Genomic DNA, 17,120 nt, shown 5'->3' with positions numbered 1-17,120 from the left:
CGGTGCGCGAAAGGGTCACGTCACACGTACTTGATGTACAGGAACATCCCGTCGATCGCCTTCCTGTTGTCGTTGGTCCCGATGAAGAGCGTTTCCGGACGGGCCTTGTCGCAGACGAGTTCCCCGAGGCTGTTCGTGAGGTGGAAGTGCGCCACGTGGCAGATCTGGAACTTCCCGACCGAGATGTTGAGCCCGATCATGAACGGCGGGTAGTCGCCGTCCGCGCCGATGTAGATGTCCTGGTTGTCCCGCACCGGAGTCCACGGCAGCCACTTCGGCGTCCCCGAGGCATCGGTGACGTGCGCCTGCGCCGAGACGCCGTCCACGCTCGAAGCGGCGATGTTCATGCCGGTGATCGGCGGTCCCGTCCGGTCGTAGGCGCCGAGCGTGTTCTCGCAGGCGGGCTTGCTCCACTGGCCCCCCTCGTACCGCAGCCGGTAGCAGATGTGCGGCGCGTCGGGGTCCTCCCTGACCTTCCGGTGCAGCGCCGTCGCCGCTGTCTCGACCGGCGGCTTCCTCTCCTCCGGCTTCTTCTCGCCGCCGCCACCGTTGTCCTGCGGGGACTGCGAGGGCTGGGGCTGTGCGGCGGGTGATTCTGCGGGTGTGGAGGGGGTGGGTGGGAGCGGGGGTTGTGGGGAGGGGCTGGGTGCGAGGGGGGAGCCGGCTTGTTCCATTTGTTCTTCGGCCCGTGTGGTGACGTGGGGTTGGTGTCCGAACCAGAGCATGGCGAAGGTGATGGCGAGGGCGAGGAGGATGCCGAGGCAGGTGGCGAGCCAGCGGGGGAGGAAGCCGCGTTGGATGTAGGTGCCGTCGATGGTTTGCGGGGGGACTCCGGCGCGTTGGAGGTTGACCTTGTAGGGGTGTTGTTCCTTGGAGCCGAACCAGATGATTCGTTTGGGGCGGAGGGTGAGGTCGATGAAGTGGGCGCGGCCGGGGTTGATTTGTGTGTTGCCGGGGCGGAGTTCGTAGGAGAGGCGGTCGCCGGTGTCCTCGCCGGTCATCGAGGTGGTGAGTTCGGTGTTGCCGAGGTTGTCGACTGCCAGGCGTGGTCTGCCGCGTAGGCGTCCCGTGACGGTCACGGGCACGAGTTCGGCGCGCATTTCGGTGAAGGGGAGGATCGTGAGGTTGCCCTCGGGGACGGTGACCGCGTCGGGGTGTTCCGTGGGTGAGATGCGTACGGCGTAGGGGTTGGGGCCGGCTGTGGCGTCGGGGGTGCGTGGGGGTGAGAAGGTCAGTTCGACCGTGCCTGTCGTGCCCGGGTAGAGCCGCAGGACCGCGGGTTCGATCACCGTCCAGGGGGCCGGGTCCCCGACGGGCTCGAAGCGGTATTCGTCGACGACGTCCCCGGTGTTGCGCACGCGCAGCCGCACCTGGGTGCTGCTGCCGGGCTCGACGGTCGCCGACGCTGGTTCGAGGGAGGTCCACAAGCTCACCCGGGCAGGCTAGTTGCCACGTAGGAGCACGTCAGGGGACGTCCGGGCACACCCGGCTGCGCGAAGAGACCCGGCTCGACGGCGGTGGAGGCCGCACGCCCCTTCGGTGGTACGGGTACGAACGCGCCGCCCGCACCCGCCCTCCACTCGCCCTCCACCCGCCCCCCACTCGCCCCGTGCCTCAGGGGGCACGAGGAGTGCCCCGTACACGGCACCCGCGGACGTTTCGACCGGCTCGCCGCGCGCGTGAGGGTGACAGACGAGCACCATGTACCCCGAGGAGAGCAGAGCATGCCGTCGTACCTGTCGCCCGGCGTCTACGTCGAGGAGGTGGCCAGCGGATCGCGCCCGATCGAGGGAGTGGGCACCTCGGTGGCGGCCTTCGTCGGACTCGCGCCGACCGGGCCGCTCAACGAGCCGACCCTCGTCACCAACTGGACCCAGTACACGGCGGTCTTCGGTGAGTTCACCGAGGACTACTACCTCGCGCACTCCGTCTACGGCTTCTTCAACAACGGCGGTTCGGCCGCCTACGTCGTACGGGTCGGGGGCGCCCCCGGCGGCGCCGCGGCCCCGGACGAGCCCGCGAGCGGCGCCACCAAGTCCCGTACCCCGGCGGCCCTGACCGCCGGGGAGCCGCGCCGGCTCGGCACCTTCTCCGTCGCGGCGAGCGGCGAGACCCCGGCCGCGCGGCTCAGCGTCGAGGTCTCCGACCCCGAGGGCGAGGGCCCCGCCGAGCGCTTCACGCTCACCGTCAAGGACGGCGAGAAGGCCGTCGAGTCCTTCGACGTGAGCGCCAAGAAGGGCAACCGCGCCTACGTCGTGACGCAGGTCAAGGAGAACTCCCGCTACATCACGGTCACCGAGGCCGCCCCGGCGACCCAGCTCGCGCGCCCCGAGAACCAGTCGCTCGCCCTCCCCGCCGCGCCGCCCGCCGCCGCGCCCGCCGTGCGCGAGGAGACCGCGGGCCCCGCCCAGTACCTCGGCGACAGCAGCGACCGCACCGGGTTCGGCGGCCTGGAGGCCGTCGACGAGATCTCGATGGTCGCCGTGCCCGACCTCATGGCCGCCTACCAGCGCGGCGCGCTCGACCTGGAGGCCGTCAAGGCCGTCCAGCTCGGCCTCATCGCGCACTGCGAGCTGATGGGCGACCGCGTCGCCATCATCGACCCGCCGCCCGGGCTCAACGCCCAGCAGATCCGCGTCTGGCGGCAGGAGACGGCCGGGTACGACTCCAAGTACGCGGCGCTGTACTACCCCTGGATCAAGTCCTTCGACCCCGCGAGCGGCCAGTCGCGCCTGGTCCCGCCGAGCGGTCACATCGCGGGCGTGTGGGCCCGCAACGACTCCGAACGCGGCGTGCACAAGGCGCCCGCCAACGAGGTCGTGCGCGGCGCTGTCGACCTGGAACTCCAGATCACGCGCGGTGAGCAGGACCTCCTCAACCCCATCGGCGTCAACTGCATCCGCGCCTTCCCGGGCCGGGGCATCCGCGTCTGGGGCGCGCGCACCCTCGCCTCGGACCCGGCCTGGCGCTACCTCAACATCCGCAGGTACTTCAACTACCTGGAGGAGTCCATCCTCATCGGCACCCAGTGGGTGGTCTTCGAGCCCAACGACCACCAGCTGTGGGCCCGTATCCGGCGCAACGTCTCGGCGTTCCTCGTCAACGAGTGGCGTTCCGGCGCCCTCTTCGGCGCGAAGCCCGAGGACGCCTACTACGTCAAGTGCGACGAGGAGACGAACCCGCCGGAGTCCGTCGACGTCGGCCGCGTGATCTGCGAGATCGGCATCGCGCCCGTCAAGCCCGCCGAGTTCGTCGTCTTCCGCCTCGCCCAGTTCTCCAGCGGCAGCGGCGAGCTGGAGGAGTAGGCCGCACGCTTTCCCCGAGGGCCCCCGCGACCGGGGGCCCTCCCGCAGTTCCCCTGGCAGTACCACCGCAGCGCGAAGGACGAGTACATGAGTCTCCAGCCGGGCGATGCCCTCACATCGCACAATTTCGGCCTCCAGATCGACGGCGTCATGGTCGAGTACCTGGCCGAGGTCAGCGGCCTGAGCCTGGAACAGGACGTCATCGAGTACCAGCAGGTCTCGGCGCAGGGCGTCCCCGTCGTCAAGAAGATGCCGGGCGTCCAGAAGGCCGGCACCGCGACGGTCGTGCGCGGCATGACGCAGTCCAAGGCGTTCAACGACTGGATCAACCAGTCCGTGCGCGGCGAGATGAGCAGCGCCCGCAAGAACGCCACGATCATGGTGATGGACTACCAGAACAACCCGGTCAAGCGGTACAACATGCGCAACGCCTGGTGCAGCAAGATCGACACCAGCACCGTCAAGGCGGGCGAGGCCAGCGCCCTCCAGGAGACCGTGACGATCACCTTCGAAGAACTGGTCATCGAGTAATGCGGCGCACTGCTGCCAGGGCGGCGGGCGGCGGGCCCGTCCCGCCGCCCGCCGCGGCGGCGGAGGCGGCCTCGCCCGGCACGGCGCCCGTGGCCCCGGCCCCGGCTCCCGCGCCCCGCCGCCTCCAGACGGAGTTTCCCTTCGAGCTGCCGCGCGGGTACGTGGACGAGGCGGGCGCGCTGCACCGCGAGGGCGTCATGCGGCTCGCGACGGCCCGCGACGAACTCGTCCCGCTGCGGGACGTACGGGTCCAGGAGAACCCCGCGTACCTGTCGGTCGTGCTCCTCGGCAGGGTCATCACCCGCCTCGGCACGCTGCCGCTCGTGCACGACGGGGTCGTGGAGAACATGTTCGCCTCCGACCTCGCCTTCCTCCAGGACTTCTACCGGCAGATCAACGCGGAGGGCCACACGCGCGCGGCGGTCGAGTGCCCGCACTGCGCCGAGCCCTTCGAGATCGACCTCGGCGGGAGCCGCCTGGGGGAATCGTGACGTACGCGAGCGACCGGCTGCACGAGGAGATCGCGTACGTCGCCTACCACTTCCACTGGGGCCAGGACGAGATCCTCGACCTCGAACACCACGACCGCCGCCGCTACGCCGACCACATCGCACGACTGGTGGCGCGGGGATCGGGGGGCTGAACGCATGGGGATTTTCGAGCGGCTGCGGCGCGGGGGCCGGGGCGCAGCCGACGCCGTCCCCGGGGCGGGGACGCGGGCGTCGGGCGCCGAGGACGCGGGCGGGGCTTCCGGTAGCGGGGACGCGGGACCGGACGGGGCCTCAGGTACGGGGGACGCGGGCGCGGTGACGCGGCCCGCCGCCGTGGCGTGGCGTGCGCTGCCACCGCTGCGACGTGCCCTCGGGGACGCTCCGGCCGGGGTCGCCGACGCGGGGTTCGCCGGGCGGCTCGCGACGTGGCGGAGCCCCGCGCTGGGGGCGGGGCGCGGGCCGGGGGTGCTGGACACCTCGCAGGACGCGCTGCCGCTCTTCTCGGTGCGGGCGCCGAGGGCCCGCGACGCGGGTACGGGGGCCGGCGGGCCTGCGGGCCCCGGCCTCGCGGAACCGCCCGCGGAGACGCCCGCGCCGCAGGTCCCGGTGCAGCGGGCGGCGTTGCCGATGATCCCGGGCGAGGAAGCGTTCGTGGCGGCGGGGGCGGGAAGCCCGGAGGGGAGCCCTGTTCCGGCCGCCGGACCTGCGCCGGGCAGGGCACCTGTTCCGGCCCAGGCACCTGTTCCGGCCGTGCCCTCTGCTTCGGCCACGACCTCTGTTCCGGCCGCTGCTCCTGCGCCTGCCACCGCTCCTGTGCCCGTCGCCGCTTCGGCTCCGCGGCCGGTGGCAGGGCGCGCCGGTGCGGTGCCGGTACGGGGTGCCGGTGCGCGGGCCGCGGGGCGTTCCGTGGTGCGGCCCGTCGCTGCGGCCGCGCCCGCGTCCACGTCGGCTTCCGTGCCGGGCGGGAACGCGGCGGCCTCGGTGCCGGTGCCGGTGCCGGTGCCGGTGGCGCGGCGGGCGGCCCCTGCGCCGCGCCCGGGGCGGCTCACTTCGGCGGCGGCTCCGGTGCGACGGAGGGCGCTTCCCGTACGGGCCACGGCGTCGGCCGAGGGCCCCGGGGAAACGCGGAGGGCCGACGACCGGAAGGCGGACGACGTTCCCCCGGAGACGGCGAGCGCCCCGGCCCCGGCGAAGGCGGCGCGGCAGAGCGGAACCACCGAGGGCGCGGGCGAGACGGTGACGGCTCCCGTCGCACAGGCACAGGCACAGGCGGTACGAGGGCGGGGGGCGCCCGGGGCTCGGCCCGTGGCCCCCGTCCCGGCGGTACCGAGGGCCGCCGGGGCCCCGGCGGCTGCGGGACCTTCCGTGCAGAGGTCGCCCGCGCGACCCGCGCGTGACGCCGTCGCGCCCGCGCCGGTACGGGAGCGGGGTGCGGCGCACCCTGTGCGGGAGCCCCATGTGCCCGCGCCCGTACGGGAGTCGGGCGGGCCCGATGCGGTACGGGAGCCGGAGGCGCGCGGCCCTGTGCGCGAGCCGCGTGCCGTGGTGTCCGGTCCGGAGCGGGAGCCGGGCGCGGGTGTGTCCGGTCCCGTGGGGGAGCCGGACGCCTCCGCGCCCGTACGGCCCTCCGGGCCCTCACGTCCGGTGCGGGGAGCGGCCGTTCCCACGTCGGGCGGGGCCGGGCGGCCCGCACCCGGCCCCGCGCCGGTCCAGCGCGCGACAGCGACGACGAGGGAAGCGGGCTCGCCCGCCGCAGGTCCCCGTGCGGGAGGACTGCCGGTCTCGCGCCCCGGCGCCGTTCCGCGCGGGCGACCGGGACTCGGGGCACCGCTCAGCACCCCGCAGGGGGAGCGGGAGCCGCGCCCCGCCGACGTCCCCGCCCCGTCCCCCGCGGCGGCGGCCCCCGTACCTCCGCACCCCGTGCGGCGAGCCACCGCGAGCGCGCCGGCGCGTCCCGGGCCCGCGCGTCCCGTGCTCGGGGCCCCGCTCCCCGCCCGCCCGGCGCAGACCAGGGAACCGGGCGCCGCCCCGTCCGCGCCCACGCCACCCCGGACACCGGCCCCGACGGCGCCGACCGGCTCGGCACGGCCTGTCCCAGCGGCGGCGACCCCGGCGGCGCGGGGGGAGACGGTACGGGCGGAGTCCGCGCCGCGCGAGGACCAGACCGCCCGTACGGAGGAGGCCCCCCGTACCGAGGCGGCCCGCCCCGCGCGCCCGGCCCGGCCCCCGGAGGCCGTGCGGCGTACGGAGTCCGCCGCCCCGCGCGGAGAGGGCGCACCGCACAAGGCAGCCGTCCCGCCTACGGAAGCCGCACCGCGCAAAGCAGCCGCGGCCGCCGCGCGAACGGCAGCCGTCCAGCGTCGCGAGGCCGCCCCGCGCGGGCAGGCCGTGCGGCGCGAAGAAGCCGCCCCGCGTGCGGAATCGACGCCGCGCAAGGAAGGGCCCGCGCGCAAGGAAGCGACCCCGCCCACGGAAGCGACCCCGCCTCCGGCAGTCGCTCCCCGCGCCGAGGCCGCCCCTCGCCCGCACGCGGCCCCCCGTGCGACGCCCGCGTCCGGTGCGGCCACCCCTCCCCGGGCGGTGGCCCCGCCCCGCGACGTGCCGTCACCCGGCCCAGCGGCCCCGCCCCGCGCGGAGGCCACGTCCGATGCCGCCACCGCGCCCCGTACCGCCACCGCGCCCCGTACCGCCACCGCCTCCCGTGCCGCCCGGCCGCCCGTCACGCCGTCCCCCGCGCCACGGACACCCGCACCCCACCCCGTCACGCCCCCCACCCCCGCCCCCGGCACCGCCACCCCCGGCCCGCGCACCCCCGTTCCCGCCCGCCCGCTGTCCGTCGCCCCGGCGTCCGCCGTACCTGTGGCCCCCGTGGTGGCCCGTCGCCTCCTCCCCGGGGCATCGCCCCGTACGACCCCCGCCGCCCCCGTCGCACCCCGCCCGGCCGTTCAGCGCGCTCCCGCGCACCAGCCGCCCTCGCCCTCGCCCTCGCCGGAGAGCACCCCTGCCCCCCAGACCTCCACGCGCCCGCACCCGCACCCCGGTGAGGTACCCGCGGCTCTCGCCGCCCCGCCCCGCCCCGCCGCCGTCCCGTTGCGCCGGACGCCCGCGGCCCGGGCCGCAGCCCCGCTGCCCGTCGCGCGCCCGGTGCGGCCGCTCCCCGTGCCGCCGCTCGCGGCCGAGTCCCCCGCCCCCTCGGTCCAGCGCACCCCCACGAGCACGCCGACCCCCGAGGCGCACGCGGCTCCCGCCCAGGCGCCGCCGCCCGCCGCCGCCCTCACCCCCGTCCCGCTCGCCATCCAGCGCGCGGCGGCCCACCTCCCCCCGAGCACCAGTACGAGCACCGGCGCCCGCACCCCCGCCCCGCCGCACCCCCCGGCCGTGCAACGCCGCACCGCGCCGCCCCCGCCGGAGCCCCGGCGTGCGGAGGCGGGGCGGACGGGCGAAGCGGCCCCCGGGGCGGCCTTCGACCCGCGCGCGCTCGATGACTTCCAGCTCGACGAGCTGACCCACCGCCTGACGGGCCGCATCACCCGCCTGCTCCGCACCGAACTCCGCCTCGACCGCGAGCGCGTCGGCAGACTCCGCGACCCGCGCCAATGACGGGCACCCGCCCCCGCGCGCCGCGCGCACGACCGCACCCGCCCCCGCGCGCCGCGCGCACGACCGCACCCGCCGATGACCCCGCTCCACCCCAGAAAGGCCCCCGATGTCACGCGAACTCGACCCGGGTTCCACCATCTTCTTCACCCTCACCATCGACGGCGAGAGCCTCGGGTACTTCAACGGGTGCGAGGGGCTTTCGTCGACCGTCGAGGTCGAGACGCGGCAGGAGGGCGGCAACAACGGCTTCGTCTGGCAGCTCCCCTCGCGCGTGACGTTCTCCACGATCCGGCTCACGCGGCCGCTCACGCCCGACACCACCAAGGTCGCGAAGTGGATCTCCTCCGTGACCACCGGCATCAAGCGGCCCACCGCGCAGATCGCCGCGCTGCGCGCCGACGGCTCCGAGGTGGCGCGCTGGGGGCTCATCGACGTGCTGCCCGTCAGCTGGCAGGGGCCCTCGCTCGACCCCGCCAGCCCCGGGGTCGCGACCGAGGTCCTGGAGATCACCCACCACGGCTTCACGGACTGAACGGACTGAGGGGACACACGTCATGGCTGCCAGCAGTGGCGCGGGGAAGAGTCTCGTCCGCGCCAGCCTCGCCATCCACGAGCCGCCCGTCGGCGACGGCACCTCGCCGGGCGCGCTCATGAAGACCTTCGACTTCGACTTCAACCCCACCGCGCTCCAGCTCCAGCGCCGCACCGTGTGGAAGGCCACGGCGACCGCCGCCGTGCGCGACGGGGCGACGCCCGAGTTCATGGGACCCGAGCCGCGCGAGATGAGCGTCGAGATCTTCCTCGACACGTCCGACGAGCCCGGTTCGAACTCCGTGCTGCGCAAGGTCGATTCGCTGCTCGACTGCTGCGAGGTGACGAGCAAGAGCATCGCCGCCAAGCGGCCGTCACCGCCCTGGGTCGTCTTCCAGTGGGGGTCGTTCTCGACGGCCAGGTTCCTCGCGTACGTCGCCGCCGTCGACGTCTCGTACTCGCTCTTCGGCACGACCGGGGTGCCCATCCGCGCCACCTGCCGGGTGAGCCTGCACGAGATACCCGGCTCGACCGAGGGCCAGAACCCCACCTCAGGGGCGCTCACCGCGCGCCGCGTGCACCGCGTCGTCGCGGGCGACTCGCTCCAGTCGCTCGCCTGGAACGAGTACGGGAACACCGCCGCCTGGCGCGCCATCGCCGAGGCCAACGACATCGACGACCCGTCCCGCCTGACCAGCGGCACCGAACTCGTCCTGCCCGCCGCCGAGGAAGTGCGCTCCTGATGACCCGTCCCGCCCACTCCGCAGTCCTCCACGTCACGATCGGCGGCGCCCCGCTGCCCCGCGACATCGCGCCGCTGCTCGTCGACGGCTGGGTCGACCAGGGCGTCGGCGTCCCCGCCGCGTTCCGGCTCACCTTCCGCGACCCGTACCACAAGGTCCTCGGCAAGCTCGGCGCCGACTTCGGCACGCCCGTCGTCATCGCGCCCGTCGCGGACGGCAAGGGCGCGTCGGAGCCGCTGCTCACGGGTGAAGTGACCGGCCTGGAGGCCGATTACGACGGCACCGGGTCCTTCACCGTCATCCGTGGCTACGACGCCGGGCACCGCCTGCTGCGTCAGCGGCGCGTCGCCGCGTACCGCAACCAGTCGGCGTCCGACATCGTGCGCAAGCTCGCCGGGCTCGACGGCGTACCCCTCGGCCGGATCGATGCGACGCGCACCGTCTACGAGTTCCTCAGCCAGGCCAACGTCACCGACTGGGACTTCCTCGCCCGCCTCGCCGACGAGAACGAGATGGTCATGTCCGTCGACGCGAAGGGCAAGCTCCAGTTCGTCACGCCCGACCCGGCCTCCGGCGCGCCGCCCGTCAGCACCCCGGGCGACAAGAGCCCGTACGTCCTCGAAGCCGGTACCGACATCCTGCGGCTGCGCACCTCCGTCACCGCCGCCGAACAGGTCGCCACCGTCGAGGCCCGCGGCTGGGACGTCACGACGAAGAAGGAACTCACCGCCACCGCGCCCGCCAGGAGCAACCCCGCCATCGGCATCGGGACGACACCCGGCGAGGCCGCGGGCCGCTTCAAGAGCGCCACGCTCCTGGACGCGCAGGTCCCCTACGACCGCCAGGCCGAGGTCAAGCACGCCGCCGACGCGCTCGCCGACGACGTCACCTCCTCCTTCGCCGAGCTGGAGGTCGTGGTACGCGGAACGCCCAAGCTGCGCCCGGGACTTCCCGTGGCACTCGCCGACGTGGGCGCCCCCTTCGAGGGCAAGTACACCGCGACATCGGTGCGGCACGTCTTCGGCGACGGCAAGCACTACGAGGCGTGGGTCACCGTCAGCGGCCGCCAGTGGCGCTCGCTCTACGGGCTCGCCTCGGGCGGGGGCGGCGGCGACCGGCAGGGGCTCGCGCTGCCGGGCGTCGTCAACGCGCTCGTCACCGACGTGCAGGACCCGCTCAAGCAGGGCCGCGTCAAGCTGCGCTTCCCGTGGCTCGACGACACGTACGTCAGCGACTGGACCCGCGTCACGCAGTGGGGCGGCGTACGCGGCGGCTCGGTCTTCCCGCTCGACGTCGGCGACGAGGTCCTCGTCGGCTTCGACAGGGGCGCGCTCGACCACCCGTACGTCCTCGGCGGCCTCTACAACGGCAAGGACAAACCCACCAAGGTGAACGACGTGCCGCTGCACGACGGGGCACGCGGGCAGTCCGCCAGGCACACCCTCTCCGACCGCACGGGGAACCGGCTCGACCTGCTCAGCCAGCGCACCGGGGGCAAGCAGGGCGTACGGCTCGCGAGCGGGGACGGCACACTCGTCGTCAACCTCGACCGCGCCGACACCGAGATCACCATCGACAGCAAGGGCACGGTCAGGATCAGGGGCAGCCGGTCCGTCTCCGTGGACGCGGGGACCGACCTCTCGCTCAGCGCGCGCCGCAGACTCAGCATCAAGAGCGGCGGGCCACTCGACATCCAGGGCAACGGGCTCGTGAGCCTCAAGGGCCTGGGAGCGGTGAACGTGGACGCCGCGGGCGCGCTGAGCCTCAAGGCCGCCGGCGCGGCGACACTCAGCGCGGCGGGCGCCGTCCAGGTCAACGCCGCCGCCAACGTGGGCATCAGGGCGGCGACCCTGCTCCTCCAGGGGATGGTCATGGTCAACAACAAGCCGTACCCGATCCCGTGAGCCCCCGGCCCCCTTCCCCGTACCCCGGGCCGTCTCCGTACGCCCGTCCCTCCCCGTACACCCCCAGCACCCCCAGTACCCCCCAGCACCCTCAGCACCCCCCGCATCCGACCGCGACGACGAGAGCAGGCGCGATCCTCATGGCTGAACAATTCGTCGGCTCCGGCTGGGCCTTCCCGCTGCGCATAGGGCCCACCGGCGGCATCGCGCTCGTCAGCGGCGAGCGCGAGGTCGAGGAGGCCATCCGGCTCGTCCTCGCCACCGCCCCCGGCGAGCGGCCCATGCGCCCCGAGTTCGGCTGCGCGATCCACGACCTCGTCTTCGCGCCCGTCAACGAGGCGACGGCAGGCCGTATCCAGCACGAGGTGTACGCGAGCCTCGACCGCTGGGAACCCCGCATCGAGGTCCACGAGGTCGACGTCACCGCCGGTGCCGAGCAGAACATCCTCTACATCGACGTGCGCTACTCGATCCGCGGCACCAACAACCCGCGCAGCCTCGTCTTCCCCTTCTACGTCATCCCCTCCCACGAGGAACCGGGCACGACCGGTGACACCCCCGAAAGCGACCGCTGATGGCACTGCCCTCGCCCCACCTCGACGACCGTCGTTTCCAGCAGTTCGTGGACGACGCCAAGCGCTACATCCAGCAGCGCGCCCCCGAGTGGACCGACCACAACGTCTCGGACCCGGGCGTGACCCTCGTCGAGACCGTGGCCCACATGGCCGACCAGGTCGTCTACCGGCTCAACCGCGTCCCCGAGAAGAACCACCTGGCCTTCCTCGACCTCGTCGGCATCACCCTCTTCCCGCCCGCCGCGGCGCGCACCGACGTCACCTTCCGGCTCTCGGCGCCGCAGGAGGACACCGTCCGCCTGCCCGAGGGCACGGAGGTCGCCACGCAGCGCACCGAGAGCGAGGAGGCCGTCGTCTTCGCGACCGAAAGGGACCTCGCCGTCGTGCCCTGCGCGCTCGGCCACCTCGTCACACAGCGCCGGGGCGCCTCCTTCAGCGACCGCACCACCGACCTCGCCGAGGAGAAGGACGTCCTCTGCTTCGCCGAGTCCCCGCGCCCCGGCGACGCGATGCTCTTCGGCCTCACCGCCGCGGTGCCGCACTGCGTCGTCGCGCTCGAACTCGACAGCCGCGTCGACGGCGTCGGCGTCGACCCCCGGCAGCCCCCGCTCGTGTGGGAGGCGTGGACCGAGGACGGCTGGCAGGAGTGCGAGGTCGACGAGGACGGCACCGGCGGCCTCAACAGGCCGGGGGACGTCGTGCTGCACGTCCCCGGCGGGCACGTCGTCTCGCGCTCGGGCGGACAGCCCGGCGGCTGGCTGCGCTGCCGCGTCACCGAACCCCTCGCGAACCAGCCCTTCTACACGACGTCCCCGACCGTGCGCTCCGCGGCCGCCTGCACCGTCGGCGGCACCGTGCCCGCCGTGCACGCCGACACCGTCACCGACGAAGCGCTCGGCGAGTCCACCGGGCTGCCGGGGCAGCGCCTGCGCCTCGCGCACGCGCCCGTCGTCGGCGACCACCCGCCGCTGCTGCTCCAGACCGCCGAACAGGACGGCTGGCAGGACTGGCACGTCGTCCCGCACTTCGCCGCATCGGGCCCCGACGACCGGCACATCACCGTCGACGCCACGACGGGCGAGGTCGCCTTCGGCCCCTCCGTACGCGAACCGGACGGGACCCTGCGCCAGTACGGGGCCGTCGCCCCCAAGGGCGCGGTCATCCGCGCCCGCCGCTACCGCATCGGCGGCGGGCGCGCGGGCAACGTGGCGCGCGGCGCCGTCCGCGTCCTGCGCACGTCGGTCCCCTACGTCTCCGAGGTCGTCAACCGCGAGGCCGCACGCGGCGGCGTCGACGGCGAGACCGTGCGGGAGGCGAAGGTCCGCGCGCCCATCACGCTGCGCGCGCAGGAACGCGCCGTGACCCTGCGGGACTACGAGGAACTCGCCCGCCGTGCCGCGCCGGAGACCGCGCGCATCACGTGCCTGGAGGGCGAGGAGAACGAGCACGGCGCCTACGCGGTACGGGTCCTCGTCGTCCCGCAGGCCGTGCCCGACCCGGGCGGGCGGCTCCGCTTCGAACAGCTCGTGCCCGGGGACGCGCTGCTCCGGCGCATCACGCGCCACCTCGATGAGCGGCGCCTCATCGGCACGCGCATCGCCGTCGGGCCCCCGTACTACCAGGGCGTGACGGTCGTCGCGACGGTGCACGCCTTCCGGGGCGTCGACACCGACCGCGTACGGCGCGAGGCGCACGACGCCCTGTACCGGCACATCGACCCGCTCACGGGCGGCGCGGACGCCAAGGGCTGGCCCTTCGGGCGGCCCGTGCAGGCGGGGGAGGTCTTCGCCGTGCTCCAGCGCGTGCCCGGCGTCGAACTCGTCGACGAAGTGACGCTCCACCCCGCCGACCCGCTCACGGGCAAGCGCGGGGAGGCCACCGACCGGATCGACCTGCGGGCACCGGCGCTCGTCTTCTCGTACGACCACCGGGTGCGTGTGATCGGGGGCAACGCGTGAGCGCGCGCCGCGAGGGGGAGGGGGAGCGGTGAGGGGTTCCATCGACGGGCTCGGCTCGTCCGCGCCGCTCGGCGTCATGCTGCCCGCGGTCTTCGCCGACGACGACCTCGCGCAACGCTTCGTCGCCGGGCTCGACGAAGTCCTCGCGCCGATCCTCAACGTCCTCGACTGCCTGCCCGCCTACTTCGACCCCGCGCTCGCGCCCGTCGACTTCACGCGCTGGCTCGCGGAGTGGGTCGGCGCCGAGACCGACGGCGACGCGCCCGAGAACGCGGAGGCGGAGGCGCGGCTGCGGGACGCCGTCGCCGCCGCCGCGCGCCTGCACCGGGTCAGGGGCACCCGGCACGGGCTCGCCGAGGCGGTACGGCTCGCCTTCGGGGCCGAACCGGAGATCAGTGAGAGCGGCGGCGCCGACTGGAGCGCCCGTCCGCTCGGCGCCTTCCCCGGCGAGCGCAGGCCCCACCTGCACGTGACCCTCCGTCTCGCGGACCCTCAGCCCACCGACACGCACCGCCTCAGCGCCCTCGTCGCGGCGGCCCGCCCCGCGCACATGCCGTACACGGTCAAGGTGACCACGGCCGAAAGGACTCCACGGACATGACGACGACCCAGAACTGCGCCGAGTGCGGAACGCGCGCGGAGCCAGGCCAGTCGTTCTGCGACGGCTGCGGGGCTGTGCTGCGGTGGAAGGACGCGGGTGCCCCCGGCGGGGGCGCGTCCGGGGGCGGTGCCCCCGGCGGGGGCGCGGACGCGGGTCCCGGCGCCGGGGTGTCCCGCTCGCGCGGGGTGCGCATCGAGCGGCCGCGCGCCCGGACGGCCGGGGGCGCGGGGACGACCGGTGGCGGCACGGGAGCAGGTGGCGGTACGGGGACGGAGGGCGGCGGCACGAGCGCGGGCGTGCCAGGGGCGGGGGCTCAGCCCCGTACCCCCACGGGGATGGTCGAGCAGGTCCCGTGGCCCTCGGGGCGGGAGGCGGCGGGGCGGGAGATCGGCGCCGAGGAACTGGCACCGTCCGGCGGAGCGACGGGCACGGGGATGTGGGCCCACGAGCACGAGCACGACCCGGAGCACGACCCCGAGCACGGGACCGGCGCCGGGACGGGGCCGGGGGCGGAAACCCACGAGGCCGCCGCCGGGACAGGCCCCGCGATCCGGGCCGTGGGCCCGGAGGCCCCGACCCCGCCCCACGCGCCGGTCCCCGACTCCGAGGCCCCGACCCCGTACACCCCGTTCGCCGCGACCCCGGCGCCCTCGGGCCCGGGACCCGAGACGCACGCCCGGGCCCGGGACCTCCTCGTCCCCGTCACCGACGAGGGGCACGAGACCCCCGCGACGCCCTCCGTCGCCCCCGTCCTGCCGGGCCGGCCCGTCGCCGACCGCCCCGCGGTCCGCGCCCCGGGCCCCGAGACAGGGGCCGTGGGCGGCCCCCCGTGCCCCTGGTGCGGCACCCCGAACCGCCCGGACCGGCACCACTGCGCCCGCTGCGCGATGCCGCTCGCGCGGCGCGACGAGGAGACCGAGGCCCGGCTGCCGTGGTGGCGCCGCCTCGTCGACGGCCGCAGGAACGCGGTCCCGTGGGCGGGCGAACGCCCGCGCCTGCGCCGCACCTTCGACCGCGTCCTGCGCTGGATCGTCGCCGTCGTCGTCATCGGGCTCGTCGTCTTCCTCGGCATGAAGGCGCCCGCGGGAGTGCAGGCGACCCGTGACCACTTCGCGAAGCGGACCCTCGTGACGCCGGACGACTTCGCCGCCTCGCGCTCCTTCCCCGCCCACAAGCCGGGGCTCGCCTTCGACGGGCTCAGCAACACGTGGTGGGGCCCCGGGGTCTCGGAGTCGGGCAAGGGGGAGTGGATCGAGGCCCGGTTCGACGAGCCGACCCGCCTCCTCGACCTGATCATCACGCCGGGCGTCTCCACGAAGTCCAACCGCATCCGCGAATCCGCCCTCCCGCACCGCGTCACCGCCACGATCACCACGAAGGACGGCAGGACCAAGACCCGCGAACTCGTCCTCGACCAGGGGCCGGGCGGCCAGCGCCGCGCCTTCGGCGTCGGCGAGGTGACGAAGGTCCGCTTCACGATCGACTCGGCGTACGGGGTCTCGGCGAAGAAGCAGGTCGCGATAGCGGAGATCGAGTTCTTCGGCCCGTCGGGCGACAACTGACGGATACGGGCGGGGGACGAGCCGCCGGGGGGGCGGGGCGCGGTGCGCCGCCGGGGGGCGGGGCGCCCTACCCCTCGGCGGCCACCGCCTCGTCCCGTACCCGGTCCCGGTCCCGCGCCCGTCCCCGCCGCAGCAGTACCGGCGTCGCCAGCATCAGCAGGCCCGCCAGGCCGAGCGCCGTGCGCGGGCCCGTCCACGTCGCGAGCAGGCCCCAGGCCGCGGTCAGGGCCGCGATGGCGGTGCTCGTGCTCACCGTCCAGGCGGCGAGCACGCGGGCCACGAGGTGCCGCAGGGTGAGGTCGATGCGGCGCGTCGCCAGGAGCGGGTTGAAGATGCCGCAGCACGTGATGAGGCCGCACTCGACGACCATGACGAGGGCGAGCCCCGCCGCCCCCGGGCCCACCAGCACGAGCCCCACGGGCCAGCACACCCGCAGCACCCCCGTCACGCGCAGCACCCTCCCCGCCCCGAACCGCCGCGCGAGCGGCCGGGCCAGCCGCGCCCCGAGCAGCCCGCCCAGACACGGCACGGCGAAGGCGAGCCCGTACTCCCACGGCGCGTAGCCCAGCCGCCCGAGCAGCAGCACGGCGAGCAGCGGTTCCGTCGCCATGACGAGGCCGTTGACGGCGAGGGTGTTGAGGAACAGCGGCCGCAGCGCGGGCTCCGCGAGCAAGTGCCGCCAGCCCGCCAGGATTTCGGCGGTACGGAGCACCTTCGCACCCCGCACGGGCTCCGGTTCCGTGCCGCCGATCGCCCGCAGCCCGAGCGCGGACAGGAGGTAGCTCACCGCGTCGGCGAGCACCGTCGTCACCGGGCCGAGCACGCCGATCGCCGCCCCGCCGAGCGGTGGCCCGAGCACCGTCGCGCTCCACGTCGTCGCCTCGAAACGGCTGTTGGCGAGGAGCAGCCCGTCCGGGGGCACGAGCCACTTCAGGTACGCGCCGCTCGCCGCACGGAACGAGATGTCCGCCGCCGCGGTCACGACCGACACGAGCAGCAACTGCCCGAAGGAGAGCACCCCGAACCCGTACGCGAGCGGCACGCTCAGGAGTGCCCCGCACCGTACGAGATCCGCGGCGACCATCACGGGCCGCTTGCGCCGGAACTCCACCCACGGACCGAGCGGCACCGCGAGCAGCGCACCGACCGCGCGCCCCGCGGCGGCGAGCAACGCGACCCGCCCGGGCCCCGCGTCGAGCACGAGCACGGCGAGCACGGGGAACGCCCCGAACCCGAACCCGGTCCCGTACGCGCTCACCGCGTACGCCCCCCACAGCCACCCGAACGACCTCCCCAGCCGATCCCTCACCCGCGCACCG

Annotated in this window: 14 protein-coding genes; 12 read left to right on the top strand and 2 right to left on the bottom strand. The window is 74.9% G+C overall.

Annotation, left to right across the window (positions count from 1 at the left end; genetic code table 11):
* Positions 1 to 20 precede the first annotated feature (20 nt).
* On the bottom strand, positions 21 to 1,433 hold the full coding sequence (locus ACQYWQ_RS08330; RefSeq protein ID WP_431033370.1) for a hydrolase: 1,413 nt from the start codon (positions 1,431 to 1,433) through the stop codon (positions 21 to 23).
* A gap of 291 nt (positions 1,434 to 1,724) precedes the next feature.
* Here ACQYWQ_RS08330 and ACQYWQ_RS08325 point away from each other — a divergent pair, with 291 nt between their 5' ends.
* The 12 genes from ACQYWQ_RS08325 (at position 1,725) to ACQYWQ_RS08270 (ending at position 15,801) form a co-directional block, all read left to right on the top strand.
* Positions 1,725 to 3,305: a phage tail sheath family protein gene (locus ACQYWQ_RS08325; protein ID WP_431033368.1), complete on the top strand. Its 1,581-nt coding sequence runs from the start codon at positions 1,725 to 1,727 to the stop codon at positions 3,303 to 3,305.
* An 87-nt stretch (positions 3,306 to 3,392) separates the two neighbouring features.
* A complete protein-coding gene (locus ACQYWQ_RS08320; protein WP_431033366.1) occupies positions 3,393 to 3,836 on the top strand; it encodes a phage tail protein in 444 nt (147 codons plus the stop codon).
* Positions 3,836 to 4,327, top strand: a complete 492-nt coding sequence (locus tag ACQYWQ_RS08315; RefSeq protein ID WP_431033364.1) for a hypothetical protein — start codon at positions 3,836 to 3,838, stop codon at positions 4,325 to 4,327. The genes ACQYWQ_RS08320 and ACQYWQ_RS08315 overlap by 1 nt, the downstream gene beginning before the upstream one ends.
* Positions 4,324 to 4,479 carry a DUF6760 family protein gene (locus ACQYWQ_RS08310; RefSeq protein ID WP_239096479.1) on the top strand — a complete coding sequence of 52 codons (156 nt, stop codon included), beginning with the start codon at positions 4,324 to 4,326 and terminating at the stop codon, positions 4,477 to 4,479. Before ACQYWQ_RS08315 ends, ACQYWQ_RS08310 begins: the two co-directional genes overlap by 4 nt.
* 2,938 nt (positions 4,480 to 7,417) lie before the next feature.
* A complete protein-coding gene (locus ACQYWQ_RS08305; RefSeq protein WP_431033362.1) occupies positions 7,418 to 7,927 on the top strand; it encodes an extensin in 510 nt (169 codons plus the stop codon).
* A 106-nt stretch (positions 7,928 to 8,033) separates the two neighbouring features.
* Positions 8,034 to 8,459, top strand: coding sequence for a phage tail protein (locus ACQYWQ_RS08300; RefSeq protein WP_431033359.1), 426 nt, complete (start codon positions 8,034 to 8,036; stop codon positions 8,457 to 8,459).
* Positions 8,460 to 8,481: 22 nt separating this feature from the next.
* Positions 8,482 to 9,201, top strand: a complete 720-nt coding sequence (locus tag ACQYWQ_RS08295) for a LysM peptidoglycan-binding domain-containing protein (protein WP_431033357.1) — start codon at positions 8,482 to 8,484, stop codon at positions 9,199 to 9,201.
* Positions 9,201 to 11,105, top strand: coding sequence for a VgrG-related protein (locus ACQYWQ_RS08290; protein ID WP_431033355.1), 1,905 nt, complete (start codon positions 9,201 to 9,203; stop codon positions 11,103 to 11,105). Before ACQYWQ_RS08295 ends, ACQYWQ_RS08290 begins: the two co-directional genes overlap by 1 nt.
* A 140-nt stretch (positions 11,106 to 11,245) precedes the next feature.
* Positions 11,246 to 11,680: a GPW/gp25 family protein gene (locus ACQYWQ_RS08285; RefSeq protein ID WP_431033353.1), complete on the top strand. Its 435-nt coding sequence runs from the start codon at positions 11,246 to 11,248 to the stop codon at positions 11,678 to 11,680.
* On the top strand, positions 11,680 to 13,638 hold the full coding sequence (locus ACQYWQ_RS08280) for a putative baseplate assembly protein (RefSeq protein WP_431033351.1): 1,959 nt from the start codon (positions 11,680 to 11,682) through the stop codon (positions 13,636 to 13,638). Before ACQYWQ_RS08285 ends, ACQYWQ_RS08280 begins: the two co-directional genes overlap by 1 nt.
* A gap of 28 nt (positions 13,639 to 13,666) precedes the next feature.
* On the top strand, positions 13,667 to 14,239 hold the full coding sequence (locus ACQYWQ_RS08275) for a phage tail protein (protein ID WP_431033349.1): 573 nt from the start codon (positions 13,667 to 13,669) through the stop codon (positions 14,237 to 14,239).
* Complete coding sequence (locus ACQYWQ_RS08270) at positions 14,236 to 15,801, top strand: NADase-type glycan-binding domain-containing protein (protein ID WP_431033347.1); 1,566 nt, start codon at positions 14,236 to 14,238, stop codon at positions 15,799 to 15,801. Before ACQYWQ_RS08275 ends, ACQYWQ_RS08270 begins: the two co-directional genes overlap by 4 nt.
* Positions 15,802 to 15,868: 67 nt before the next feature.
* On the opposite strand, the gene ACQYWQ_RS08265 is transcribed toward ACQYWQ_RS08270, so the two are convergent.
* Positions 15,869 to 17,110: an MFS transporter gene (locus tag ACQYWQ_RS08265; RefSeq protein ID WP_431033345.1), complete on the bottom strand. Its 1,242-nt coding sequence runs from the start codon at positions 17,108 to 17,110 to the stop codon at positions 15,869 to 15,871.
* Positions 17,111 to 17,120: the final 10 nt, after the last annotated feature.

It is taken from the genome of Streptomyces sp. P6-2-1 (genome assembly GCF_050613165.1).
GTDB lineage: Bacteria > Actinomycetota > Actinomycetes > Streptomycetales > Streptomycetaceae > Streptomyces.
This window is presented reverse-complemented; position numbering and strand designations above follow the sequence as displayed.